We start from the raw sequence: 24359 nt of genomic DNA on the forward strand, positions 1-24359 counted from the left end.
GTTGTCATTGAGAGCACGAAGTTCGCTAAGTGAATATCAGCGCGAGCAATTGGTTGAACTATTTCAGCAAGGCATGGGTTATACAGCGGCTACCAATGTTCTGGGTGTCTCCAAACACGCTGCGCGCCGGCTCTATTGTCGGTTTGTGCTGCATGGCAGGCTATGTCTTGTGGAGAAACCGACTAAGCAGCAGTACTCGTTTGAAATCAAGAAGGAAGTTGTCCAACGCCACCTTGCTGGCGAGACAGCGATGGATCTTGCGCGCGAATTTGGCCTGTCATCACAGCAGCTGGTCAGTGGGTGGTCGTGGAAATGGCGCAAAGACGGCGATGACGCGTTGAAACCAAAGCCGAAGGGCAGGCCCAAAGGATCGGTCACGCCGAAGCCGCTGTCGGAGGAAGACAAGCTGCGTCGCGAAAACGAACGGTTGCGGGCCGAAAATGCCTATCTAAAAAAATTGCGGGACTTGAGGAATCAGGGACGCGCCTGAAAGTCCAGGCGATTGTCATCCTCAAGTCTCACCACCGCTTGGAATATCTCCTAGAGGCAGCAGGTATCCCACGGTCGACGTTCTTCTACCACCAACAACGACTCAGTAAGCCAGATAACCACGCCGTTCTCAAGCAAGCGATTCGGGAAAGCTTCGAGCGTAACAAGCATCGCTACGGCTACCGGCGAGTGCTACTTGACCTACGCAACCAGGGCTGGGTGGTCAACCACAAACTCGTCTACAAACTCATGCGCCAGATGGGGCTTCGAGCTAAGATTCGCCAGCGCAGACCGTATATTTCCTATGTTGGGACGATCAGCCGCATTGCTGACAATAAACTTGACCGCAAATTCACCCCGGATCAGCCAAATACCGTCTTTGTCAGCGACGTCACCGAGTTCAGGGTTGCAGGCCGCAAGGTCTACCTGTCACCGGTGATGGACTTGTTCGACCGTTCAATTGTTGCCCACACCGTGGCTACATCGCCGTCGACCGCGTTTACCACCGATTCTTTGTCCAAGGCGATCGCGGCGTGGGCACCTGAACCCGGGTGGATGATGCACACTGACCAAGGTTTCCAGTACCAGCATGCCTCCTGGCGTGACTTGATTGGCGACAACGGTGGTGTTCAGTCGATGTCGCGTAAAGCCAACTGTTACGACAACGCGGTCATGGAAAATTTCTTCGGGCACGTGAAAACCGAGATGTACCACGGTGAAGTCTTCGACACGGTCGCAGAGTTCAACCAGGCGATCGATGAGTACATCGGGTGGTACAACACCGAACGCGTCCAACAACGACTCAAGGGCCTGACCCCGATGCAATATCGGAATCAGACCCTTGAAGCCCTAACCGCCTAGAATTAAACCAGTCCAACTTTCGGGGACCAGTTCACCTCGGATCCCCGCGGGGCTTTTTCTGCCCCTCACCCTTTCACTTTTGCTTTAGGTAAGGGTAAGTTAACTCCCACTATGACCTCGAACCCAGTTACCCTGAACACTCCGACGAACACTTCCGCCTACCGCGCGGCCTTTTCTGACCACCTACTCTTGGCCGCCCCTTCTGAACCGCACCATCGAATCATCCGCGCCACTGTTTATGACGTCAGCGCCCCGGCAGAAAACCTGCAGAGGATTGTCATCCGCTCCCCCGAGCTAGTCGGCTTTCAGCTTTCCGGCCCGGACGAATTCTTTGGCCTCTTTATGCCGGCTAAGCCCGGCGAGAATCTCCATTTACCACTCCACGGAGGTGGCGCCAATATCCGCGCAAGCGTTACAGCCATGCCGGAGACCCAACGCCCAAATTTACGTTGGTACACCGTACGCTCACTCGATCCCGAGTGCGGACAGATAACTTTCGACGTGGCGACACATGGCGTCAAAAATCCAAAGGATGAGCACGTCGGACCAGGGCTCGCCTGGGCTCTTGCAACTCGTGTTGGCGACCAGGTAGGCATCTGGACATGCCAGGGCCTCTGGCACCGCGCGCAAAGTTCACAAACACTTATCGCAGACCCATCTGCCGTACCTTCCGTTCGCGCCATTTTGGATTACGCGGATGCGTTTGCCCCGGAACAGTTGCGCGACATACACCTCGTAGTGGTCGCCGAGAACCATGGTGACCTCGAGCCATCCCTCGTCGCCGACTGGGAGAGCAAGCTGGGCAGCCTAGAAGTGCTGTTTAGCGCTACAACGGACTTCAGCACGGCAGTGATGTCCCACCTACAGCAACTGGACCGTGCCGAACACCCCGCAACACAGTCGAAGTACGTCTGGGTCGCGGGTGAAGGACAGCTCTGCAAGGAAGTACGGCGCCACGCAATTCACACCTGGGGCCTCAATAGCGAATCCGTGCAGTGGTGCCCCTATTGGTTCCTAGGCAGGGCACGGCCTTAATTGGCCACAATCCCTCGCGGCACAATAATCGGAGCCATACCGCGGGGATCTTCCCACACCTCGGCATTCAAGCCATATGCCTCGCGCAACACATCCACCGTCAGAGCCTCCTTTGGAGAACCCTCGGCGATCTTTTCCCCTTCCTTCATGACGATCATCTCGTCGCTAAAAGCTCCCGCCAGGCCAAGATCATGAAGTACGGTAATCACCGTCTTGCCCTCTTGAGCGAGCTCCCGCACGATACTTAGAATCTCTATCGCATGTGCCGGATCTAGGTAGGTAGTCGGTTCGTCCAACAGCACAATTGGCGTATCCTGCGCCAACACCATCGCCATCCAGACCCGCTGCCGCTGGCCGCCAGAAAGCTCCGCCACGTCGCGGGCAACAAGATGGTCAACCTTCGTCTTCTTCAGCGCCTCGCGCACTTTTTCTTTATCTTCTGACGCCGTCGCTCCCCCACCCCAGAGCGATCGACGATAAGGGTGCCGTCCGCGCTCCACAAGTTCTCCAACGGTCAATCCCGCCGGACACAGCGGGTGTTGTGGCAAAAGCGCAATTAGTTGGGCGGCTTCGCGCGACCGCAAACTATGCACGTCCTTTTTCTCTACAAGAACCCGTCCTTCGGCGGGAGCAAGCAGCCGAGAAAGCGTCTTGAGCAACGTCGACTTGCCACAACCATTGGGGCCTAAGAGCGTGGTGACCTTCCCGGGCTCTGCAGTGAAAGACACGTCCTTAACAATGCTTGGGCCGTCGTTGTAGCCCACGGTGACGTGATCAACCTGAACGTTCATTGAACCATTCCTTTCAGAGTTCCGCGACGGGCCGCCAACCACACAAGCAACACCAACGCGGGGCCACCGATGATGGCGGTAACCAAACCCACAGGGGATGTAAATGGCAGTGCGCCCGCCACGACGGCGCACGCAGCTAATAGAGCAGCGCCTGCAAAAGTAGAGCACAACGGATGGGGCGTGGGCGTTCCGGCCACCAGCTTGGCCAGCTGAGGAGCCAATAGTGCCACGAATCCAATTGGGCCGACAAAGGAAACCACCACCGCGACAATGCCCGTTGCGGCAATGAGCAAAATAGCGCGCACCCTCGTGACATTTACCCCAAGTGTGGACGCGGTGGCGTCATCATGAGAAAGAAGAGGGACATCGCGCGTAACACAGAGGCCTAAAACTACGAAGGGCAACAGGCCCAACACCATAGGCAACAAAGCTTCCATACGCACAAAGCCGGTAGACCCAGCGAGCCAAGTTTGGGCATCCGTGGCACGAGTTAAGTCAGCCCGGAGCAGGAGATACTGCACTAAAGACTGCGTGAGGAAAGACAGTGCCAGGCCGATGACCACTACGCGCTGCGACGTCCCGAAGCCACCGAGTAGAACGAGCAAACCAACGATCACTAGTGCGCCAAGCAAAGCGAGTGCAGCACGCCACCAGAACGTCGGCACCCCCTCACTCCATGCAGGGCGGGTAACTACGGTGCCCGCCACAACCAAAACCGCCGCGCCGCCGGATACACCGAGAATGTCCGGGCTGGCCAGCGGATTGCGGGCCATGGTCTGAGTCCACGCACCTGCCAGCCCTAGAGCCGCGCCGACCAGAACGGTAGCGATTGCTACAGGCAGGCGGAGATCCCACACCACGTTGATTGCTTGCTGTGTGCCCCCACCGGTGAGAACCTCGATGACTTCCATCGGGCTGAGCTTCACCGCTCCTTGCCCCAGGATTAAGCAGTAACAAAGAGCCGCTATGAGGGCGAACCCTGCCGAAGCCGCCAGGACGCGTCTGCTTCGTGAACGCTTAATACTACGGATAGACGTCATATCGCTCATATCGTCAGCTCCGAGTCATTCGAGGTCGGTGAACTCTTCTTACGTCGCACCGCCAGAATCATCACTGGGGCACCGACAATAGCTAAGACAATGGACATTTCCAGCTCGTTAGGCTGCAGGACGAAGCGGCCCACAATATCGGCTAGCAACACAGCCGCGCCACCAACAATGCCGGTCGGCAGCAAGAGGCGAGTCAGGGACGGGCCGGTAAACGGGCGTAGTAGGTGTGGCACGGCGAAGCCCACGAATGTCACAAGCCCCACAGTGGCTGTCGCCGAGCCGGCGAGGATGATCACCGCTGCGGCAGCCAACAAGCGGGTTCTCGTGGGCGAGCTGCCAAGGGAACGGGCGGAGTCCTCTCCCATCGCAAGTAGATCCAGCGGGCGTGCTGCAAGCGCACCACATAGAGCACCTAGTGCTAGACCTAAAGCAGCTAAGGCCACGTCTTCCATACCCCGCCCAGCCGTAGAGCCAACGGTCCAGCGGCGGAGCCCTTCCAGGGTGTCGGAAGAATAGAGGCTCAGCATATTCGTGGCCGCTTGCAGGGCGAAGGTAACTCCCACGCCCACGAGTACCAGAGTTAGCGGGTTACGCGATACGCGGGAAATCAACAGCACGATTAAGGCAGCGACGGCCGCCCCGACGAGCCCTACAAGTGTCCGCTCCCCGACCGTCGTTGCCCAGCCCAAGGTCAGTGCCACAGCGACTGCGAAACTTGCTCCAGCGTTCACGCCGATAATGCCGGGATCTGCCAGGGGGTTGCGGGTCCAGCTCTGAGCAATGGCACCCGCCATAGCCAGGGCTGCGCCTGTGATCACAGCCAAGAGGGTGCGCGGAACGCGCAAGTCCCAAATGATGCCGGACTGTTCAGCATTGATGCCGGATTGCGTAGATGGGTGCGGACCATGCATGAGGATGCTGGTCACTTCGCCAATGGAAAGATCTTTGGAACCCAAGTACAGGGAGGCAAGCAGCAGCAAAGCCAAGCCAACGAGTGCGGCCGAAGTAAGCAAACGCCGGGAAAACACCAAAGAATGTCGAGTTCTTGAAACGGACACTTTCAATTAAATTGCGTCAGAGAACTTGTCGACTGCCCAGGGGATGGTCAATGGGTTCGGCATACTCATTGCATTGCCCACGTTTTCGTCCATCCAGCGGACCTTGCCTTCGCGAACAACGTCCAGCTTGCTGAATGTTGGATCCTTCTTCAAGGTATCGGCGGCACCCTGGTAATCAAGGATGAAGAGGTAATCGACGTTGTTGAGGTCGCTGTAGTTCTCAGGTGCGATGTCGCGGTAGAACTCGCCCCCGTTACCTTCGAGCTCCTTCGGGATCTCGAAGCCCAGACTCTTGATAAACTGCCCGCGACCGTCACCGGAGGTGTACAGGCCGATCTTTCCCTGATAAGGCATGACAATAGCCGCACGCTTGCCTTTGAGCTCAGGGTGCTGCTGTTGGAAATCATCGAAGGCCTTCTGCGTTTCTTCGACGAGTTTGTCGCCTTCTTCTTGCTTGTCTACAGCGCCGGCGATCTGGTTGACCTGATCCCGCCAGGGGATCTGCCAGTCCGTGGCACCGTCTGGCTTAACGGTGGTTGGGGCGATGTCATTAAGCGCCTTCTTCGCCTGCGCGTCTACGGCAGAGTTCACCGCAATGATCTTGTCCGGATCAGCGGCGGAGATCTTCTCCAGGATTTCAGCAGTGAATCCGTTGGCAGTACCGTAAACCACTTCAGGCTTGTTGTCGCCGAGCTTTTCGGTAGCCCATGGGCCGACGCCAGACGCATCAACATCTCCCTCAGCACCCCAGGGCGCTACGAGGACTGGTTGGATGCCTAGAGCGAGCAAGGTATCGCTGTCTCCCAGGCCAACTGCGGCGATGCGCTCGTCCCCGGTGCCCTCATTTTTTGACGCCGCCGCGTCGTCGCCTCGGGAGCAACCAGACAGAACAAGAGTGGATGCTGCCAAGACAGCGGCGGTCTTCAGCGCCGCTCGACGGGTCAGCGAATTGTTTCGAAACATGTGAAAGCCTAATGTGTAAGGAACTCTTTGAGACGCTGTAAAGTACCCGTAGCCCCAAGAGACTGATGGCCTCTTTCGGCTACGGCCAACACAGCAATCGGGTCTATATTACACAGGTAAGGCTAACCACACAACAGGCTACCCTAAGTTAGTCCGCTTCCTGCTCGGCCGCTACCGACTCCATCGCCGCCCTGGCCACCGTCGCCACGCTGGCCACCCGACGCCACTCTGGCCACCCTAGCCACCCTGGCCACTGTCACCGCCCTGGCCACCCTAGCCACCCTCGCCACCCTGGCTCTCAGTGCCGAGATGCTCGCGCTATTGCAACTCGTGGCACCAACTGTCGGAAAAGTTGCACTTCGAAGGTCGAAATGTCGCTAGAACGGGAATCTGTCAGCACAGGCGCGCCTCCGAATTTTGCGACAATTCCCTGACCTGCAGTTTTGCGGAGCTGCAAATCAGTGTCTTTAACGCATTCCCGTTCTAGCGACATTCACCCCTGCTAGCGCCCCAAATACGGCGCCGTCGGCCACGCATTCCCGGTCTAGCGACATCTGCACATCCTCACGCCGCCAAATAGGGCGCCGGCGCCTCCCGTGACGCAATCCCCCCCCAGCACTGCGCTCGCACAATCTCACATTCCGCTGGCGCTGCAGCCAAGCGGAAAGCGTGGGCGTCAATAAGAAAAAAATAGGCCCCCTACCGCAACAATGTGAACTGCTCCCCATTAGTTGGACTGAGAAATCAGTTACCGACTAGTGGGGAGTAGTTGTCATTGAGAGCACGAAGTTCGCTAAGTGCCGAGGCTTAACTTTTTGCGCTTTTAAGTACTGCGCTCAACTACTGGTCAGCGACCAACAACTCCGCAATCTGGATGGTATTCAGAGCAGCGCCCTTACGCAGATTGTCGCCAGAGACAACCAGCACCAGGCCACGCCCCTCCGGAACCGACTGATCGACACGGATACGACCCACCAGGGACTCATCCACACCAGCGGCGGCAAGCGGATTCGGAACGTCGACGACCTTCACGCCCGGCGCGGACTCCAGCAGTTCGGTTGCCTTCTCTACGGACAGAGCATTCTCAAACTCAGCGTGAATCACCAGCGTGTGGCCAGTGAACACCGGAACGCGCACACAAGTACCAGCAACAGCCAGCTCGGGGATAGACAGAATCTTGCGGGACTCATTGCGGAGCTTCTGCTCCTCATCAGTCTCCAGCGAACCATCATCAACAAAGTTTCCAGCCACCGGCAGCGCGTTGAAAGCAATCGGTGCGACATACGGACCAAAGTCCTCCGCAACCAGAGCCGAACCATCAGTGGTCAGCTTCTCCAGGTTGTCGATGTTCTCGCGCACCTGGCCAGCCAGAGTATTCACACCAGCAAGGCCCGAACCCGAGACCGCCTGATAGGAGGACACACGCAGACGCTGCAACCCGGCCTCGTCGTGAAGCGGCTTGAGAACCGGCATCGCGGCCATGGTGGTGCAATTCGGATTCGCGACAATGCCCTTCGGGATGTCCTGCAAAGCATCCGGGTTGACCTCGGAGACCACCAACGGGACCTCCGGATCCTTACGCCACGCCGACGAGTTATCAACAACAACAGCGCCAGCAGCCGCAAAACGCGGCGCCTGCTCCTTCGACAGCGTGCCGCCAGCGGAGAACACCGCGACATCAATGCCCTTCAGATCCTCATCCGAAGTAGCCGCGACATCCTCGACAACAATCTTCTCGCCGCGGAACTCCAACTCCTTGCCCGCACTACGAGCAGAAGCGAAGAAACGAACCTTATCGGCCGGGAAATTACGCTCCGCCAACAGGGTGCGCATCACACGGCCAACCTGACCAGTGGCACCAACAACAGCAATCGTGGTCATAAGAACTCCTTAACGTCCCGTACCAGCGTAAACAACAGCCTCGGTGTCGCCACCGAGATTGAAAGCGTCGTGCAGAGCCTTCACAGACTTATCGACATCCTGGTCATTAACCAGCACCGAGATACGAATCTCAGAAGTGGAAATCAGGTCGATATTCACACCCTCATCAGCGAGCGCCTCACAGAACGTCGCAGTCACACCCGGGTGGGACTTCATGCCAGCACCGACCAAGGAGACCTTGCCCACGTGATCGTCGTAAAGCACGTCGTTCCAGTCATTGTCAGCCTGCAGCTTCTTCAGCAACGCCATCGCCTTCGGAGCGTCCTCGCGCGGGCAGGTGAAAGTAATGTCAGTGCGGTTATCCGCGATGGTAGAGACGTTCTGCAGCACCATATCGATGTTGATCTCCGCATCCGCAACAGCACGGAACATCTTCGCCGCCTGGCCCGGATCATCCGGAATGCCCAGCACGGTCACCTTCGCCTCGGAGCGGTCATGCGCCACACCGGTCAACACTGCTTCTTCCATAGGGATATCCTCCATCGATCCATCAACAAGGGTGCCAAGTTCATTGCTATACGACGAACGCACACGCAACGGAACATTAAACGCGCGGGCGTATTCGACACTTCGCAGCTGCAAAATCTTCGCGCCAACCGCAGCCATTTCCAGCATTTCCTCGAAGGAAATGTTGTCCAAGCGCTGTGCATCCGGCACAATGCGCGGATCCGCCGTGTACACGCCGTCCACGTCGGAGTAAATCTCGCAGACATCTGCCTCCAGAGCTGCCGCGAGGGCAACCGCAGTGGTATCCGAGCCACCACGGCCCAGCGTAGTGACATCCTTGGTCTCGCGGTTCACCCCCTGGAAACCGGCCACCAGGCAGATATGGCCCTCATCGAGGGCCTCGCGGACGCGACCTGGAGTGACCTCGACAATGCGGGCGTTACCGTGGCGCTCCGTGGTGATCACGCCGGCCTGTGAACCGGTGAAAGACCGAGCCGAGGCGCCGAGGCTTGCAATCGCCATAGCGACCAGTGCATTAGAAATACGCTCACCGGCGGTCAGGAGCATATCCATCTCGCGTCCCGGCGGGACCGGGTTGACCTGCTCAGCGAGGTCCAGAAGCTCATCGGTGGTGTCGCCCATTGCCGAGCAGACAACCACGACGTCATTGCCCTGCTTTTTGGTTTCCACAATTCGTTCTGCAACACGACGAATGCGTTCGGCGCTCTCCAGGGATGAACCACCGTACTTCTGCACAACCAGTGCCATGGTCGGCAACCTCCAAAAACTAGGCAACTATATGCAAGTAACTATTATTGACTCAATTTACTTGAGTTGCATTCGTAATTACATAGTGGGTTACCAAAACGTAGCTTGTGGGGGTTGCGTGGGGGTTTGCGGGATCGTGGTTGCGTGGGGGTTTGCGGGATCGTGGTTGCGTGGGGTCGTGGTTGGGCGTGGGGTGAGCGCGGCTGCGCGTTGAGAGTGTGACGGCTGGGGTGTTTGGGGTGCTTGGGCTGTGGGTTGGGTGTCGGTTGGGTGTGAATCGGGCGCGGCTGCGGGCTGCCAGCGGGCTGCAAATGTGAAACTGATTACGTTTATGACAAAAATAAGCCCTGAAACTTGTCAAAACTGACATAAACTAGGTCAGTAACTCTCGGTACTGTGCCAGGAACTCCGGGCTCAGTCAGTGTCACTCCCGAACTCCCGGTATCCGCCAGCATCTTGGCCGGGCCAGCTAATCCGCCAGCTACTCCCCGCGGCGCTGCGGGCACCAAACACTGCCCCGCCCAACCCCTGCGAAGTGGACATGACAAGTGTTGCATGCCTAGCATTCCCTACGTGAACAATGACCTTCTCGCTGCGATACTGGCACTGCTGTCCGCGCTCAGCATCGCGTGGGGAACCGTCATCCGCCACAACCTCTCCGGAACACTGGAAGAGGGCACCAGCACACTTCGCGGAGTGGCGAAGACCCTGAAGCTGCCACGCTGGTGGCTGGGCTCGGGCCTGGCGATTGCCGGGTATGTATTTCAGGTCGCAGCGTTGGCATTTGGCACGTTGCTCCTGGTACAGCCGTTGTTGGTTATGAAGCTGATGCTCACGCTCCCGCTGGCGGCGAAGGTCAATGGTCGGCGGATTTCGCGGTCAGAGATGATCTGGTCGATAGCGCTTACTTTTGCGGTGGCGACGTTGGTGTTGCTCGGCAAGCCGACTGCCGGCTCCACCGATATCCCCACCTACCTGTGGGGATGGGCTCTTGCCGCCGGTGGCGTGGTCACCTGCGGACTGTACGCCGCTGCAGTTCAGTGGCCCAATACCGACACAGGTAGCGGCTCCAACGCAGGTAGCGGCTCCAACACGAGTGACAGCCCAGCCATCGCAGACCGCTCCAGCACCGACAACAGCACAGGTAGCACCTCAGACACGAAACAGCGCGGAGTGCTACGCCAGAACCCGAAGGCCCTGCTGCTCGGCACGGCAACCGGCTGGCTGTACGGCTTCGTCGCGCTGCTGTCTAAGTCGGTGGTCGATACCTATGTCAACGGCGGACTCGTCCAGCTCTTGCTCTCCTGGGAACTCTGGCTGCTGGTGGCACTGGCAGTTATTGGCGTCGGCCTGCAGCAGGCGGCTTTTAACGCGGGACCGTTGCAGGCTTCGCTGCCAGCTATGACCGTCGTGGAGCCGATTGTTGCCTTCAGCTTGGGATACATCGTTCTTGGTGAACGCTTCCAGGCAGTTGGTGTGCAGTGGGTGGCGCTGTTTATCGCACTGGCAACCATGATTTCTGCCACTATTGCCCTGGCGGCTCGGCCGGCAGAAGCCACCGCCACAGCCTCCACAAGCACCGCAAAAGCCGATGCAAACACCGCAAACGCCGACACCACAAGCTCCGCAAACACCACCACAGATTCCACCGATACCGCAGCGCGGTGAGTAGAGTTCAACCCTCTCGGGCCACATCACCTACATTGGTATTTGCACTTATTAAGTCGTTAGCGATTTGTCGGCCTGGCTATCCCCTGCCCGGGAACTGTCCCTGGTGAGAAAGACCCCGTGGCCGCTATGCACAAGGTCACCAAAGGTAGGATTCGATGGCGCGTCATTCCCATTCCAAGCGGGCATCTAAACCGACATCTAAGCGGAAGTCCGAACGCGCAAACGATACCAACGCCAGCGCCGCAACCAACACCAAAGCAAAGCCCCAAAAGGGCAAGAAGCTCAACTCGAACACCATCATCGCCCTGCTGTTGATCATTGGTGGTTTGGGCGTGCTGCTGTACCCGGTTGTCGCAACGCAGTGGAACAATTTCCTGCAAGCCCGCGCCGCAGATGAGTACTCCAAGCTGGAGAAATCCGCTCCTCCTGAGGTCTTGGACACCGCCTGGAACGAGGCCCACGAGTACAACGCCAGCCTCGGCGAGGTCAATCCCGGTGACGCCTGGACCACCTCCGATGACGAGTCTTCCCCGGAGTACCAGCGCTATCGTCACTACCTCGACGTGCTTGGCGAGACCGACGCGCTCGGCCGCATCGTCATCCCGTCCATCAACTCTGACCTGCCCATTTTCCACGGCACTTCGGAAAAGTCGCTTTCGCGCGGGGTCGGTCACCTCTACGGCACCGACTTCCCGGTCGGCGGCGTGGGCGAGGGTGAAGGTCGTCACGCGTCGCTGTCGGCGCATACGGGTCTACAGAACGCGACGCTGTGGGACAACCTCGACAAGGTCAAAAAGGGCGACGCGTTTTACATCGCAGTCGCGGGGCACAAGTTGAAGTATGAGGTCCACGACGTAGCCGTCGTAAAGCCGGATGAAACCGATGCTTTACGACGCGTCCCCGGAGAAGACCTGATCACCCTGATTACGTGCACGCCTTACGGCATTAACACGCACCGCCTGTTGATAACGGGGCACCAGGTGCCGATGGATCCTGATGAGGAATCCGTGTTCGACGGCAGCGGTTCGCAGTGGCAGTGGTGGATGTGGGCCATCCTGGCAGCAGCGGCGGTGATTATTGCGCTGCTGATTTGGTGGCTGCGGAAGCTCTCGCGCGATGGCAAGGGCGAACCGGAGGCCGAGCGCGAGAGCGACGAGGCGGAGGATTAGGCCCCCTTACGAGGTGGCCATCACCTTCGTCTCCCCGATTGCGTCCTTGATGCCGTTGATTCCCTTTTCAAAGATGCGCTGGAGGCCCAGTGCCAGGATCAGCGACGGGATGATGAACAGCGCCAACATGAACATCAGCTTCCAGTAGTCGGCCTCGTAAATACCGGCGATGGAGCTGCGGAACATGTCAATCGCGTAGGTACCCGGCAGCCACGGGCTAATGTTCTGGACCCACTGTGGCACCAGAGGCAGCGGATACGCGCCACCTGCGGCCGAGACCTGCATCACCAGCAACAGCACGCAGATGGCCTTGCCGGCGTTGTCGAAGGTGAAGACGAACGAGAAGACGATCATCATGAACACCAGCGAGATCATCCAGCCGGCCAGCAGCATCAGGAATCGGTGTGCGGGATCGACGTCCACGTACACCTGGAGTCCCAACACCATCAGCGTGGCCTGAACCAAGCCAACGGTGGCGAAGGTGGCGAACCGGCCGAAGTACTTCTCGACGCGGGTGTAGTCATCGGTCTGGGCAGCGTTGATTTGCTGGTCGCTGGGCTCGACGGCCTCGGCGTCAGCATCATCGCCGACCTCAGCGGCTGCATCGCTCTGCGCATCATCGAGCGCTTCATCGCTCTGCGCCTCATCGACCGCGGCCTCGACCTCATCAGCACCGACCTCATCGCCGACCTTCTGAGCGCCGCGGCTACGCACCGTGGTGCGAATCAGCACCGACGACAGCAGCGCACCGATCCACAGTGCGAGTGTCGCATAGAACGGCGCCATGCCCGCACCGAAGCTCTTGACTGGGAAGACGGGGTCTTCCTCGACCTGCACCGGCGCGGCCAACTGCGCTGCCAGGGCACTGGGGTCGTCACCGATGGCCGCGGCAATGCGCGAGAGATCACCGGTGTCCTTCGCCTCTTCCAGCGCGTTGTGGATCTCGTCGAAACGAGCGGCCAGATCATCGAAGCGGTTGCTCAAGCCCATCGTGGCAGCGCTGGTCTTACGCAGCGTATCCACCGGCGAGCCGGAAATCGTACCGCGAATGCCGCGAATGTCCTCGCCAATGACCTCGATGTCATTGCTCAGTCGCGACACCGGTTCCGACAGTGCGTCGATCTGCGGGCGCAGGTTCTGCTCGTAGGAGTTCTTGGCATTTTCCACAGCGGCAATCGCAGCCGTGAAAGCGTCCTTCGCCTGGCTTATCGACGATCCCGTATCCCGACCACCACGCAAATCCGCTGCCACGGCAGAGAAACTCTCCTGCAGCCCACGGGTGCGAGCAATCGAGGTGTTCAAGTCGGAGATTGCATGGTCATAGCCCGGCTTCGCGATACCCGGAACCACTGCCCCAACAGTGTCTTCCAGGCGGTCGCGCATCGCAGTCAGACCATCGGCCTGCTGGCCGAACTTGGCCGCCATCGCATCAAAGGTATCCGCGGTCGCGCCGCTGGTGGCCTGGGTGCCGTCGACAAGCTCGTTGACCCGGTCGCGCACGCCTTCGTAGCTCGCCTGCGTTGCGTCGAGCGCCGTGCTAACCGAGCCGCGGACATTGCCGACCGCGGCCTCCAGATCGCCGGCGACGTTGCCGTCACCCGAACCATTGCGCAGAATATCCATCCGCGCACCAGCGTTTTCCAAGATGGAATCCGCAGTCTCCACCAGTGGCACGGTGGTCTCCACCAGCGTGGACAGCGAACGAGCAGTCTGCGCGCCAGAACGCAGTCGCGCGGCGGTGTCATCAACGCGGTTTTGCACGCGCGTCAGCGCCTGCTTGGAGTCGGAGGTGTCCAGGTACTCATCCAGCGAGGTGATTGCGCCCAAACCAACGCTGGCGACGACCTGCGTGAAGTTCTTATCGATCTCCTGAATAACGCCACTTGCGCCCTTGCCCGTAATGATCGACGACAGCGCGTTCTTCTTCTCATTCGTATAGAGCGTCAGCTTCGGCGCCTTGGTACCGCGGACGTAGAAGGTCATCAGTTCGGTACTGAAGTTCTCCGGAAGCACGATTGCCGCGTAGTAGTCACCGGACTTGGTGCCATCGATGGCGTCATTGGAATCCGTAATCCGCCAGTCAATGTCGTGATTACGGCTCAGCTTCGACAGCACCTCATTGCCCAAGTTGAGGTCAATCGCACCGATATCCGTGCGATGACCACGGTCATTACTGGCGACCGCAATCTTCAGCTTTTCGGTGTTCTCAAACGGCTCCCAGCTGGCCAGCACGTTAAAGCAGGTGAACAGCAGCGGAATCAGCACCAGACCGAAAACCATGATGCCGGTCATCGTGTTCTGGCGGATCACCCGAAAGTCGTTCCGCACAATTTCAAGAACGTTTCTCATTAGGCTTCACCTTCTGGGGAAGTCTTCACGCTTGCCGACGACACCTTCGTCTGTGGCTCAAACGTATCGCCAGCATTTTCCAACGAGTACGCATGCGGATGGGAAGTCTGGTGCTCCATGTAGGCGCGCAGCTCTTCCTCCGACAGCTCGCTGAGCTCCTGGGCGTGAATCACAGACTGCTTGACGTACTCGCGCACCGCGATGTAAGCGAGGCAGAGCAGTACGAACAGGCAGGCTAGACCGAAGAACAGGGCCTTCTGATCCGGGTAGTTGCGGGCCAGAATACCCAGTATCACCAGGGCGACCACTGCGACACCAATGGCAATGCGCATGAACAGCGTGTAGCTGCCACGCAGGTTCTCCATCCGCTCATCGACTCGCGTCTGGTACTCCTCGCGGTTGCGCAGCGCGAAGACCAGGTCACTGAGCTTGTACCCACTACCGACCAGATGGACTTCTTCGTTGTTGACCAGACCGCCCTCTTCAAGCTGGTGGTTAACCAAGACGTTGACCGAGGACAAGCTGCGGCGCAGCCAGTAGCCGACCACGTAGGCGATCACTGCCATGACCATTAGGGTGAGCATGTTCTTCAGGTAGTAATTGGAGTAGAAACCACCAATTGTCTCGCGGAGAGCATCAATACCGTAGGTCAACGGCAAGAACGGATTCAGTGCCTGGAAGAAGTCCGGTGTCATCTCAATTGGATAGAGACCGGCGGCACCAGGGATTTGAATAAACGCGAGCACCACGGCGATACCGCGTCCCACGTGCCCAAATGCCGCCACCATACTGTAAATAATGGCGAGATAACACAACTCCACCACGACACAGGTGAGGACGAACGCAACCGCGCTGACATTCTGCACACCAATGACAATGTCACCGATGGAGACAATCAGCGCCTGGAAAATAGCGATGATGCCCAGCAGCAAGGTACGGCCCATGTACGCCTGGCCGACCGTGATTTCCTTGAAACCTTCCGCATCAACTTCCACGCGGAAAATCACAATCAGGATGAACGCGCCAATCCACAACGACAGGTTGGTAAACAGCGCCGCCATACCCGAGCCGTAGTGATCCACCGGGAACACGGCCTCAGTCTGGATCTCGGCCGGATCGCTCAGGAACTGCGAAATTCCCTCGGGGTCGAGGTCATTGACCATTTCCATAGCTTCGCGCTCTTCGGTGGTGCCCAGGGTAAGAACATCGAGACGCGCGGTTTCCAGGCCATCGCGTACGCCATCAAGGTCAGCCTTGAAACTCTCGAGGACCTGATTCGCGGCGGAAAGCTGCCCACTCGTAGCGTCGAGAAGCGCGGACGTTTCCCGGACGGTGTCCTTTTGCGCGCCGAGCGCCGCCGCGTACGAGCCCACGCGCGCGTTGAGCTGATTAAGCGCCCTGCTCAACTGCGGGAGCGCGTCCTGGGACGCCTCGCGGATCTGATCCGAGGCGGCCTTGCCGTCCTTGGTGGCCTGCGCCAATGCCTCGCTGGTGGCGTTGAGGGAGTCGAGAGTTCCCTGCGCCGAGCCGGAGACGTTCTTCAGGCCCTCCACCAGCTCTTTATTGGTGGCGTTGCTCTCGTCGAGCGCATCGATGGTGCGCTGGATTGCCTGCTTATCCGGGCCGTTGAGCGGGCTGGCATCCAACAGGGAATTCAGCCCACCAATGACCTGATCCGCCTGCTTGACGATGTCCTCCGCCGCAGCCGTCGCGGAATCCGAACGGGAAATTGCGCCCTGCAGATTGCCAGTCATCGCGCCGATCGCGGCGTTGGCATTGCCGGTGCTCTCTACCAGGGCGGTACTGCCCTGCAGGTAGGCATCGTTGAGATCCGCGGAGAAATTCAGGACCTCGTTGTTGAGCTCACCAGTAATCGCCTGCACCTGCGTCAACGCATCCTGGGCATCGTCGAGGGCCGTATCTACGCTGCCAAGAGTCTTCTTAATCTGCGCAATCGTCGGCTGCAGATCGCCAATCTGCTCCTGGATAGCGCCGACTTCATCGCGGCTATTGGCAACCGCATCAGCGACATCCTGGAAAGCGTCGGCGGAATTGAGACGGGCAGCGTCGAACCGGCCTTGCATCAGACCGCCAGCTTCCTTGACCTGCTCGGTGACCGCCTTCGCGATCTCCTTATTAAAGGAAGCGGAGATCTGACCATCAATGCCGGACGCGCCCTGCGCCGTGATGTGCGGCGAGATTGCGTTGATCTTCTGGTTAGCGCGGTAGGTCAGTTTTGCTGGATGCCCCTTGCCTTGGATCAGATCAACCATTTCCTGGGAGAAATTCGACGGAATGGTGATTGAGGCATAGACCTTACCGCGCTTTAGATCTCGGTCTGCCTTCTCGGCATCGGGGAACTGCCAGCCCAGTTCATGATTTTGTTTTAGTTGTTTGACCACCTGGTTACCGATATTGAGGCTTCCAGTAACCGTGGAACTCGCGCCTTTGTCCTCATTCACAATTGCCACACCGATGTTCTCGGTGTGCTCGTACGGATCCCAGAAGCCTGGGATGTTGAACCAGGAGTACAAGGCAGGGGTAATCATCACACCGATGATGATTACCCACACTCTTGGGCTATTGCGGAGACGGCGCAAGTCTCGCTTAAGAATAGACCAGCTAGTTTGCACCTTAAGGAGGCTATCATCTTTACTTCACTAAATACATTGGTACTAGTTTTAGAACTATCGGCGGGCGGGGTGGTTGACTGGGAGCCGTCGACAACGCCGTTCACCCCTTATGGCACGTAACTCTTACGGCACGGAAAACCCGAGCACATTTCCCCCACCAAAACCCCCGAATGATGAAATTCATATAACCATCGGGGTAAGGTACATCACATGCAACGCGGACTACTGCTTCTATGCCGCGGCGGGGCTTGGGTTTAAGGCCGGCTCCCCGTCGCGGGGTTAGTTGTGCCGGCCTACAAGAAAAGTCCGAATTAGAAAGGCCCACAACATGTCTCCTTCCGACGCTTTTATTTCCGCTCCTTCTGTAATCTCCACTCCTGCTGGCGAGATTCCGGAAGGACAGCCTGCTTGGAATAAGCAGCGCAACTCCCAGATGGCAACCAACCGCTACCTGCCTTACGACCAGGAAGTTCAGGACTTCCAGCTGAAGGACCGCACCTGGCCGGACAAGCGCATTACTAAGGCACCGGTTTGGTGTGCCGTCGACCTGCGCGATGGCAACCAGGCGCTGATTGATCCGATGAGCCCGGAGCGCAAGCGCCGCATGTTCGAGCTGCTGGTTCAGATGGGCTACAAGGAAATTGAGGTCGGATTCCCGTCCGCTTCCCAGACCGATTACAACTTCGTGCGCGAGATCATTGAGAAGAACATGATCCCGGACGACGTCACCATCCAGGTTCTGGTTCAGGCTCGCGAGCACCTGATCCGCCGCACCTTCGAGGCGTGCGCCGGCGCTAAGAACGTCATCGTTCACTTCTACAACTCCACCTCGATCCTGCAGCGCGATGTTGTGTTCCGTAAGGACAAGGACGCAATCAAGAAGATTGCCACCGACGCCGCAGAGCTGATTAAGACCATCGCGAAGGACTACCCGGACACCAACTGGCGTTGGGAGTACTCGCCGGAGTCCTACACCGGCACCGAGGTTGAGTACGCCAAAGAAGTTGTCGACGCCGTGGTGGATGTCATCGACCCGACGCCGGAGAACCCAATCATCATCAACCTGCCGTCGACCGTGGAGATGATCACTCCGAACGTCTACGCAGACTCCATCGAGTGGATGCACCGCAACCTCAACCGCCGCGACTCCATCATCCTGTCGCTGCACCCGCACAACGACCGCGGTACCGGCATCGCCACCGCCGAGCTGGGCTACATGGCCGGCGCCGACCGCATCGAGGGCTGCCTCTTCGGCAACGGCGAGCGCACCGGTAACGTCTGCCTGGTCACCCTGGGCCTGAACATGCTGACCCAGGGGGTCGACCCGCAGATTGACTTCTCCGACATCGACCTGATCCGCCGCACCGTCGAGTACTGCAACCAGCTGCGCGTTCCGGAGCGCCATCCGTACGGCGGCGACCTGGTCTTCACCGCTTTCTCCGGTTCCCACCAGGACGCCGTGAACAAGGGCCTCGACGCAATGGCAGACAAGGTCCGCCCGGGCGCTGCCGTCAAGGAGCTTTCCGACGAGGACCTGCGCGCGGTGACCTGGGAGGTTCCTTACCTGCCCATCGATCCGAAGGACGTTGGTCGTTCTTACGAGGCCGTTATTCGCGTGAACTCCCAGTCCGGTAAGGGCGGCGTGGCCTACATCATGAAGACGGACCACGGTATGAACCTGCCGCGCTCCATGCAGGTTGAGTTCTCCTCCGTCGTGCAGGCAGTCACCGACGCCGAGGGCGGCGAGGTCAACTCCAAGGCGATTTGGGACATCTTCGCAGGTGAGTACCTGGACCGCGAGGCTCCGCTCGAGCAGATCGCCCTGACTGTCGATGCCCCTCAGAACGAGTCGGATGCCACCAAGATCAAGGCTCACATCGTCTACGAGGGTAAAGAGCAGACCGTCGAGGGGGTCGGCAACGGCCCGCTGGCCGCTTACGCCAACGCTCTGGAGAAGCTCGGCATCAACGTCGACGTTCAGGAGTATGTCCAGCACGCTCGCACCGCAGGTGACGATGCCGAGGCTGCGGCCTACGTCCTCGCAGATGTCAACGGCACCAAGGTCTGGGGCTCCGGCATCGCTGGTTCCATCACCTACGCATCGCTGAAGGCAGTCACCAGCGCGGTCAACCGCGCACTGGCTTAAGGCCTGTCGCGCTGGAAGCTGGCTGTGGAGTTGGGGCTCAGCTCTACAACCTTCCGCTCCACAGAGTTACTGACCAAGTTTATTGCGCTTCCGGCCCGAATTTGAGGCCGAATCTGCTATAAACCTGGTCAGTTTCTTTTTGGGGCAAACTATCCAGCGGCCCAGCTATCCAACTATCTAACGGCCTGACCCAACACCCCAACTACCCAATCAACGGACCGGCATTGCGCACATCCGCACGGAAGGTGACCCCACCTGCGGCTATGACGCGTTCGCGCTCGATGAGGATTGAACGGAGCGTCGATAAGCGAACTGCATGCGACGATTCCACCTCGTTCCACACCACCCGCGCGACATCAAGCCCCGTTGCGCGCAGCGAACGCTCACGATAGGTCTCCCGCGTGAGCAGCTCGGACTGGGCCGCGGGCGTCGGTGCGACCTCGCTCGCCGAATACTTGATGTGGCCGTCGAACTCCACCACAAGCAGCAGGTCGGGGACGTAAAAATCCACTCGGGCAAGAAAATGCGGCGCCGTGTGGCTGGTTCCGCGGGTCCAAATCTCGGCTTGTTCGTGGAATTTCAGGCCGAGCTCGAGAAGCGCCGCTTTAGTCAGAGCCTCACCGGGCGTTTCGCAGCGACCATGACAGACCGCAGACGCACGGTGAAACAGCTCCTGACCCCGCAAGCTAGGATAATGCGCTGGCATCTCCGCGAGCTGATCACGCGTGACGCCATGCCGCAGCGCACCTTCGACGGCCAACACCGCCGCCCGCCACGACACGGATTCCTGCCCCTTCTGTCTGAGTCGGACCCGACACTCATCGAAAGCCGCACGCGCGAGCACCGCCACCCGCCGGTCCGCGAGCCCCTGCGTGTGATCCAGATGGATCTCCGACCGCAGGCGCATACAATAGTCGATGCCGTGGAACTTCTGGCTCCCACCCACGACCACGATCTTCGCGTCACGCACCAGCACCCACGAGCCATGCAAGGCCAGCGCTGCAGCTCCCGAAATAACGCCTGACGACGTCTCGGAGACCACCGCCAACGCAGTAATAGCCAGGCGTTTTTCGCGGTGGAGTCCCTCCCACGAGTGTGCGACTACATAGTGGCCTCGGCAAAGCCGCTCCAGATAACCGGCCCGCGCTTGCCTTGCGACCTCGCGGTACCCGTCCCCCGGCTGGTTCTCCGGCCTAATGATTCCATACTGGTCCGCCACCAGTTGCTTGCGTTTCTTATTGCTCACTTCTCCCCGCCCCGTGGTTAATGTGCTCCTTATTTAATAAGGCGCGAAAAGCACCCTCCCGGTTCCATCCCTTTCCGCTGGGCACCCTACCGGGGGAGAAACTTTGGGAAGTGTGTGGTTTACGTGGTTTATGGGACCCATGTGACCGTGCCCAACGACCCTTCCGATTGGGCACCCAAGTTACTGACCAGGTTTATAGCAGTATCGTCGCAAAGTTTTTGCTTAAAGTGCCATAAACCTGGTCACTTTCTCCGTGGGTGAGCGCACCCGCTAGTCTTGAGGCATGACTGAATCGGCGCGCGAGGAGCGCAATGCGACTGGGACCTCTTCTCATACGAAGAGGAGGCGGCGGAATCGTCGTCGTTCTCAACGCGCGTCGGGAGCTGGACAGCGCCAGGGCCAGCACAATCCGCAGCACCGAACCGACCCGGCTGCAACCGCCGCAACCACACCGGCCACAGCCGAGACCGCCGCAACAAAGGCCGCTGACGAGCACAAACAGTTCTCGTCGGCGGAGGACGCTCCCTACGCAATCGTGTCCATCCAGGCCACGGGCATCCATCCCAAGACGTCTCGGCTGGTCAGCCTGGGAGTGTCCACCGCCGACAGCAGCGGCAACATCGTGGACACCTGGCATGTCGTCATCAATCCCACCGAAGATCCCGGCCCGACACACCTCCACGGCCTCGAGCCCGCGGACTTCGAGGGGGCGCCGAAGTTCGGGGTGATCCAGGCCAAGCTCGCGCACGCGCTCGATGGGCGCACGTTGGTTGCTCATAATGCACCGCTGGTCTGGGGTTTTATAGTCGCCGAGGCCAAGAGGGCCCGTCGTCAAGCGAATCGTGAGCGGTCCGCACGGAACAAGCGGGGGCGTCGTCGTACGCGTACTCGCGTCGCGCGGATTCCGGCGCCCGCGCGGATTGCCGATACGTTGGAAACGGCGCGTCGCCAGGGCAAACGGCTTGACGACGCTCGCCTGCGCGCCGTCGCGCGCGCCTACGGCCTCGATGTGCCTTCACCCGAAGCATCGATTGCCGGCATCTCGGTGCCAGAGCGGGTGCGGACGTTGGATGATGTCACCACTACGCTTGCGCTGTTCCGCGCACAGGGTGGATTGGACGAGGGCGCAACCCTGAACATGTACACGCCCGACCAGCTGCGCGAGGACATTGTGGGCCTGCAGCGCTCGGCAGTGCGTGTCGACGCGATGGAGGCGCCGCGCCCCGTGGAGAACCCCGGCCGCTATACACCAGGGCGGAAGCTCGCTGCGGGCATGGAGTTCGTCGTGGCACCAGAGGTGTCGCTGGACCCGGATGATTTGATTGCGGCGGGCGTGCGGGCTGGGCTGGCGTACTCGGAGAAGGTCACGCGAGAGTCGTCGGTGCTGGTGTGTAACCGGCCTGCGGATGTGACGCCGGATCAACTGACTGGCAAGGCCATGCATGCCCACCGGAAGGACATTCCGATTGTTTCCGATGAGGCATTTTTGCGGCTGGTCGGAGAGATGGAGAAGTAGGGCTAGGGCTTGTCGCCAGCGCATTCGTTCTACGAATTATTCACAGTAAAATACACAGTTATGAAAGAAGGCACTTCACATAACGGCGTAAGTGACCACCGTCGCGATCGCGCAAGCTCCCCGAGCCTGCGTGCTCGGTTTGCGACTGCCGCCGCCCACGCCGCCACCTGGGCCTCCCGGAAGTCCGGCCGCGGCGCGGGTGGGATGATTGGTGGCCTGATTGCGCAGAAGATTGACCCGCGCATTCTGGCCTCCCTCGGCAAGGGACGGCCGGCCGCGATCATCACTGGCACCAACGGCAAGTCCACCACCACCCGCATGTTCGCGGCCGCCATGCGCGCCGCTGGCCACAACGTGGCCACCAACGAAGGCGGCGACAACATGGACGCGGGCATCATCTCCGCGCTGCTCGCCACTCCCGATGCGGACAGCCTGGTCTTGGAGGTCGATGAGCTGCACGTCCCGCACATCGCAGAGGATCTGAAACCACAGGTCCTGGTGCTGCTGAACCTGTCCCGCGACCAGCTCGACCGCGTCGGCGAGATTAACAAGATTGAGGCCACACTCCGCGCTGCGGTGGACGCTAACCCGCAGGCGACGGTCATCGCCAACTGCGACGACCCACTCATCGCGTCGGCTGCATGGGATGCCAAGAAGGTTATTTGGGTCTCCGCGGGCGGTGGCTGGACCAACGATGCCACCTCTTCCCCGCGCACCGGCGGCCCCATCATCCAGGACGGGCACAACTGGTATGCCGTGAAGCCACTCCCGGATGGCTCGGAGTTCAAACGCCCAGAGCCGGACTACCGCATCACAGCCGAGGGCGTCATCACGCCTGCTGGCGACACCCTTCCCATGAACCTCACGCTGCCGGGTAACGCCAACCGTGGCAACGCCACCTTGGCGATCGCGGGCGCTGTCGATATGGGTGCGGACCTGGAGAAATCCCTCCGCGCCACCGAAACCGTCGACAACGTCGCGGGCCGCTACTCCACCATGATTGTGCGAGATGACAAGGGCGCCGAGAAGCACGTGCGCATGCTGCTGGCCAAGAACCCGGCCGGCTGGCAAGAGGCGCTGTCCATGGTCGACCGCACTGCGGATGCAGTGGTCATCGCGGTCAACGGTCACGTCGCTGACGGCGAGGACCTGTCCTGGCTGTGGGATGTCCGCTTCGAGGACTTCGACGGCATGGATGTGTTATCCGCGGGCGAACGCGGAACTGACCTCGCGGTGCGGTTGCTGTATGCGGGCATTGATGCGAGGTTGGTCGCAAATCCGCTGCAGGCGATCCGGTCGTGTGAGGCGCGGGGGTCGTCGTCAAGCGTCACCCGAGTTGAGGTGCTGGCGAACTACACCGCCTTCCGCGATCTGAAGCGCGACATCGAACGAGCACAGGAGGAAAAGTAAATGAGCGAGCTATCTATCGGTCTGATCCTCCCGGACGTGCTGGGCACCTACGGCGATGATGGAAATGCGCTGGTGCTGCGGCAACGCGCGCGGATGCGTGGGATTGACGCCGAGATCGTCCCGATTAAGCTGGGCGACGCCGTCCCCACCAACCTGGATATTTACACCGTCGGCGGCGGCGAGGACGTCGCGCAGACCATCGCGGTGGAGCACCTGATTAACGACGGCGGCATCAAAAAGGCAGCCGATGCCGGCAAGCAGATCCTCGCAATTTGCGCAGGCTTCCAGATCTTCGGCAATTCTTTCCGCGCGGGCGGACGCGACGTCGCAGGTCTCGGCCTTGTCGACTGCACCACCGATTCGCTGCCCACGCGCGCAATCGGCGAAATCTGCACGCTCGTCGATCCCACGAACGGTTTGCTTGACGACGTCGACGCCAGCCCGCTGACTGGCTTCGAAAACCACATGGGTCGCACGACCTTGGGTACCGATGCGAAGCCGCTTGGTCGGGTTGTCCGTGGCGTGGGCAACTCTGGCCCGGAAGTGGAGCAGGCGGACTCCGGGATTGCTCCGGGAGTAGACGTTGCTGCACTTAACCCCGCCGGTGGCGTCGAGGGCGCGGTGCAGGGCTCGATTATCTGCACCTACCTGCACGGCCCCGTGCTGGCCCGCAATCCGCAGCTGGCTGATCTTTTGCTGGCCCGCGCGACCGGCCAGGACCTGTCGAGTTTGGCTCCGCTGGACATCGAGGTTGTGGATAAGCTGCGCGAAGAGCGCATTTTGTCCAAGCCGCGTCCGAAGAGCGAGCGCTAGTTTT

Annotated in this window: 17 protein-coding genes; 8 read left to right on the top strand and 9 right to left on the bottom strand. The window is 59.6% G+C overall.

Annotation, left to right across the window (positions count from 1 at the left end; genetic code table 11):
• The first annotated feature begins 7 nt into the window (after nt 1–7).
• A protein-coding gene (locus HMPREF3011_RS11150) for an IS3 family transposase (RefSeq protein WP_371440771.1) occupies nt 8–1350 on the top strand; the annotation gives its coding sequence in 2 pieces (ribosomal slippage) (nt 8–449 and nt 449–1350; 1344 coding nt in all).
• A 111-nt stretch (nt 1351–1461) separates the two neighbouring features.
• Nucleotides 1462–2385, top strand: a complete 924-nt coding sequence (locus HMPREF3011_RS09775) for a siderophore-interacting protein (RefSeq protein ID WP_016421889.1) — start codon at nt 1462–1464, stop codon at nt 2383–2385.
• On the opposite strand, the gene HMPREF3011_RS09780 is transcribed toward HMPREF3011_RS09775, so the two are convergent.
• The 6 genes from HMPREF3011_RS09780 to HMPREF3011_RS09805 all read right to left on the bottom strand — a co-directional run bounded on the left by HMPREF3011_RS09780 (nt 2382) and on the right by HMPREF3011_RS09805 (nt 9402).
• Nucleotides 2382–3176, bottom strand: a complete 795-nt coding sequence (locus HMPREF3011_RS09780; RefSeq protein WP_016421888.1) for an ABC transporter ATP-binding protein — start codon at nt 3174–3176, stop codon at nt 2382–2384. The two genes, HMPREF3011_RS09775 and HMPREF3011_RS09780, sit on opposite strands and share 4 nt — an antisense overlap.
• Nucleotides 3173–4225, bottom strand: coding sequence for a FecCD family ABC transporter permease (locus HMPREF3011_RS09785; RefSeq protein ID WP_370449822.1), 1053 nt, complete (start codon nt 4223–4225; stop codon nt 3173–3175). The genes HMPREF3011_RS09780 and HMPREF3011_RS09785 overlap by 4 nt, the downstream gene beginning before the upstream one ends.
• Nucleotides 4222–5238: a FecCD family ABC transporter permease gene (locus tag HMPREF3011_RS09790; protein WP_222867362.1), complete on the bottom strand. Its 1017-nt coding sequence runs from the start codon at nt 5236–5238 to the stop codon at nt 4222–4224. Before HMPREF3011_RS09790 ends, HMPREF3011_RS09785 begins: the two co-directional genes overlap by 4 nt.
• A gap of 51 nt (nt 5239–5289) precedes the next feature.
• Nucleotides 5290–6246, bottom strand: a complete 957-nt coding sequence (locus tag HMPREF3011_RS09795; RefSeq protein ID WP_016421885.1) for an iron-siderophore ABC transporter substrate-binding protein — start codon at nt 6244–6246, stop codon at nt 5290–5292.
• An 840-nt stretch (nt 6247–7086) separates the two neighbouring features.
• On the bottom strand, nt 7087–8127 hold the full coding sequence (locus tag HMPREF3011_RS09800; RefSeq protein WP_049171166.1) for an aspartate-semialdehyde dehydrogenase: 1041 nt from the start codon (nt 8125–8127) through the stop codon (nt 7087–7089).
• Nucleotides 8128–8136: 9 nt separating this feature from the next.
• Entirely contained in the window at nt 8137–9402 is a 1266-nt protein-coding gene (locus HMPREF3011_RS09805) for an aspartate kinase (protein ID WP_070560676.1), read from the bottom strand.
• 573 nt (nt 9403–9975) lie between these two features.
• Between HMPREF3011_RS09805 and HMPREF3011_RS09810 the strand changes: the two genes are divergently transcribed.
• Nucleotides 9976–11070 carry a DMT family transporter gene (locus HMPREF3011_RS09810; RefSeq protein ID WP_246821506.1) on the top strand — a complete coding sequence of 365 codons (1095 nt, stop codon included), beginning with the start codon at nt 9976–9978 and terminating at the stop codon, nt 11068–11070.
• Nucleotides 11071–11228: 158 nt separating this feature from the next.
• Complete coding sequence (locus HMPREF3011_RS09815) at nt 11229–12242, top strand: class C sortase (protein ID WP_070841456.1); 1014 nt, start codon at nt 11229–11231, stop codon at nt 12240–12242.
• Nucleotides 12243–12248: 6 nt separating this feature from the next.
• Here HMPREF3011_RS09815 and HMPREF3011_RS09820 read toward each other — a convergent pair whose 3' ends face one another.
• Both HMPREF3011_RS09820 and HMPREF3011_RS09825 read right to left on the bottom strand, forming a co-directional pair.
• Nucleotides 12249–14591, bottom strand: a complete 2343-nt coding sequence (locus tag HMPREF3011_RS09820) for a YhgE/Pip domain-containing protein (RefSeq protein ID WP_070841457.1) — start codon at nt 14589–14591, stop codon at nt 12249–12251.
• Nucleotides 14591–17224, bottom strand: a complete 2634-nt coding sequence (locus HMPREF3011_RS09825) for a YhgE/Pip domain-containing protein (RefSeq protein ID WP_070841458.1) — start codon at nt 17222–17224, stop codon at nt 14591–14593. The genes HMPREF3011_RS09820 and HMPREF3011_RS09825 overlap by 1 nt, the downstream gene beginning before the upstream one ends.
• 328 nt (nt 17225–17552) lie before the next feature.
• Between HMPREF3011_RS09825 and leuA the strand changes: the two genes are divergently transcribed.
• Nucleotides 17553–19370, top strand: a complete 1818-nt coding sequence (gene leuA / locus HMPREF3011_RS09830) for a 2-isopropylmalate synthase (protein WP_038627363.1) — start codon at nt 17553–17555, stop codon at nt 19368–19370.
• Between the two features lie 202 nt (nt 19371–19572).
• On the opposite strand, the gene HMPREF3011_RS09835 is transcribed toward leuA, so the two are convergent.
• Complete coding sequence (locus HMPREF3011_RS09835; protein WP_038627361.1) at nt 19573–20616, bottom strand: hypothetical protein; 1044 nt, start codon at nt 20614–20616, stop codon at nt 19573–19575.
• Between the two features lie 283 nt (nt 20617–20899).
• Between HMPREF3011_RS09835 and HMPREF3011_RS09840 the strand changes: the two genes are divergently transcribed.
• From HMPREF3011_RS09840 to HMPREF3011_RS09850, 3 genes are read left to right on the top strand one after another with little or no spacing between them, the layout of a single operon-like run.
• Nucleotides 20900–22132 (top strand): exonuclease domain-containing protein, encoded by a 1233-nt coding sequence (locus HMPREF3011_RS09840; protein WP_052155567.1) that lies wholly within the window; start codon nt 20900–20902, stop codon nt 22130–22132.
• A gap of 60 nt (nt 22133–22192) precedes the next feature.
• On the top strand, nt 22193–23542 hold the full coding sequence (locus HMPREF3011_RS09845) for a MurT ligase domain-containing protein (RefSeq protein WP_038627359.1): 1350 nt from the start codon (nt 22193–22195) through the stop codon (nt 23540–23542).
• Nucleotides 23543–24355: a type 1 glutamine amidotransferase gene (locus HMPREF3011_RS09850; protein WP_070841459.1), complete on the top strand. Its 813-nt coding sequence runs from the start codon at nt 23543–23545 to the stop codon at nt 24353–24355. It begins immediately after the preceding gene.
• Nucleotides 24356–24359 lie beyond the last annotated feature (4 nt).

Origin of the sequence: Corynebacterium sp. HMSC074C04 (assembly GCF_001838295.1) — a bacterium.
Classification (GTDB): Bacteria; Actinomycetota; Actinomycetes; order Mycobacteriales; family Mycobacteriaceae; genus Corynebacterium; species Corynebacterium amycolatum.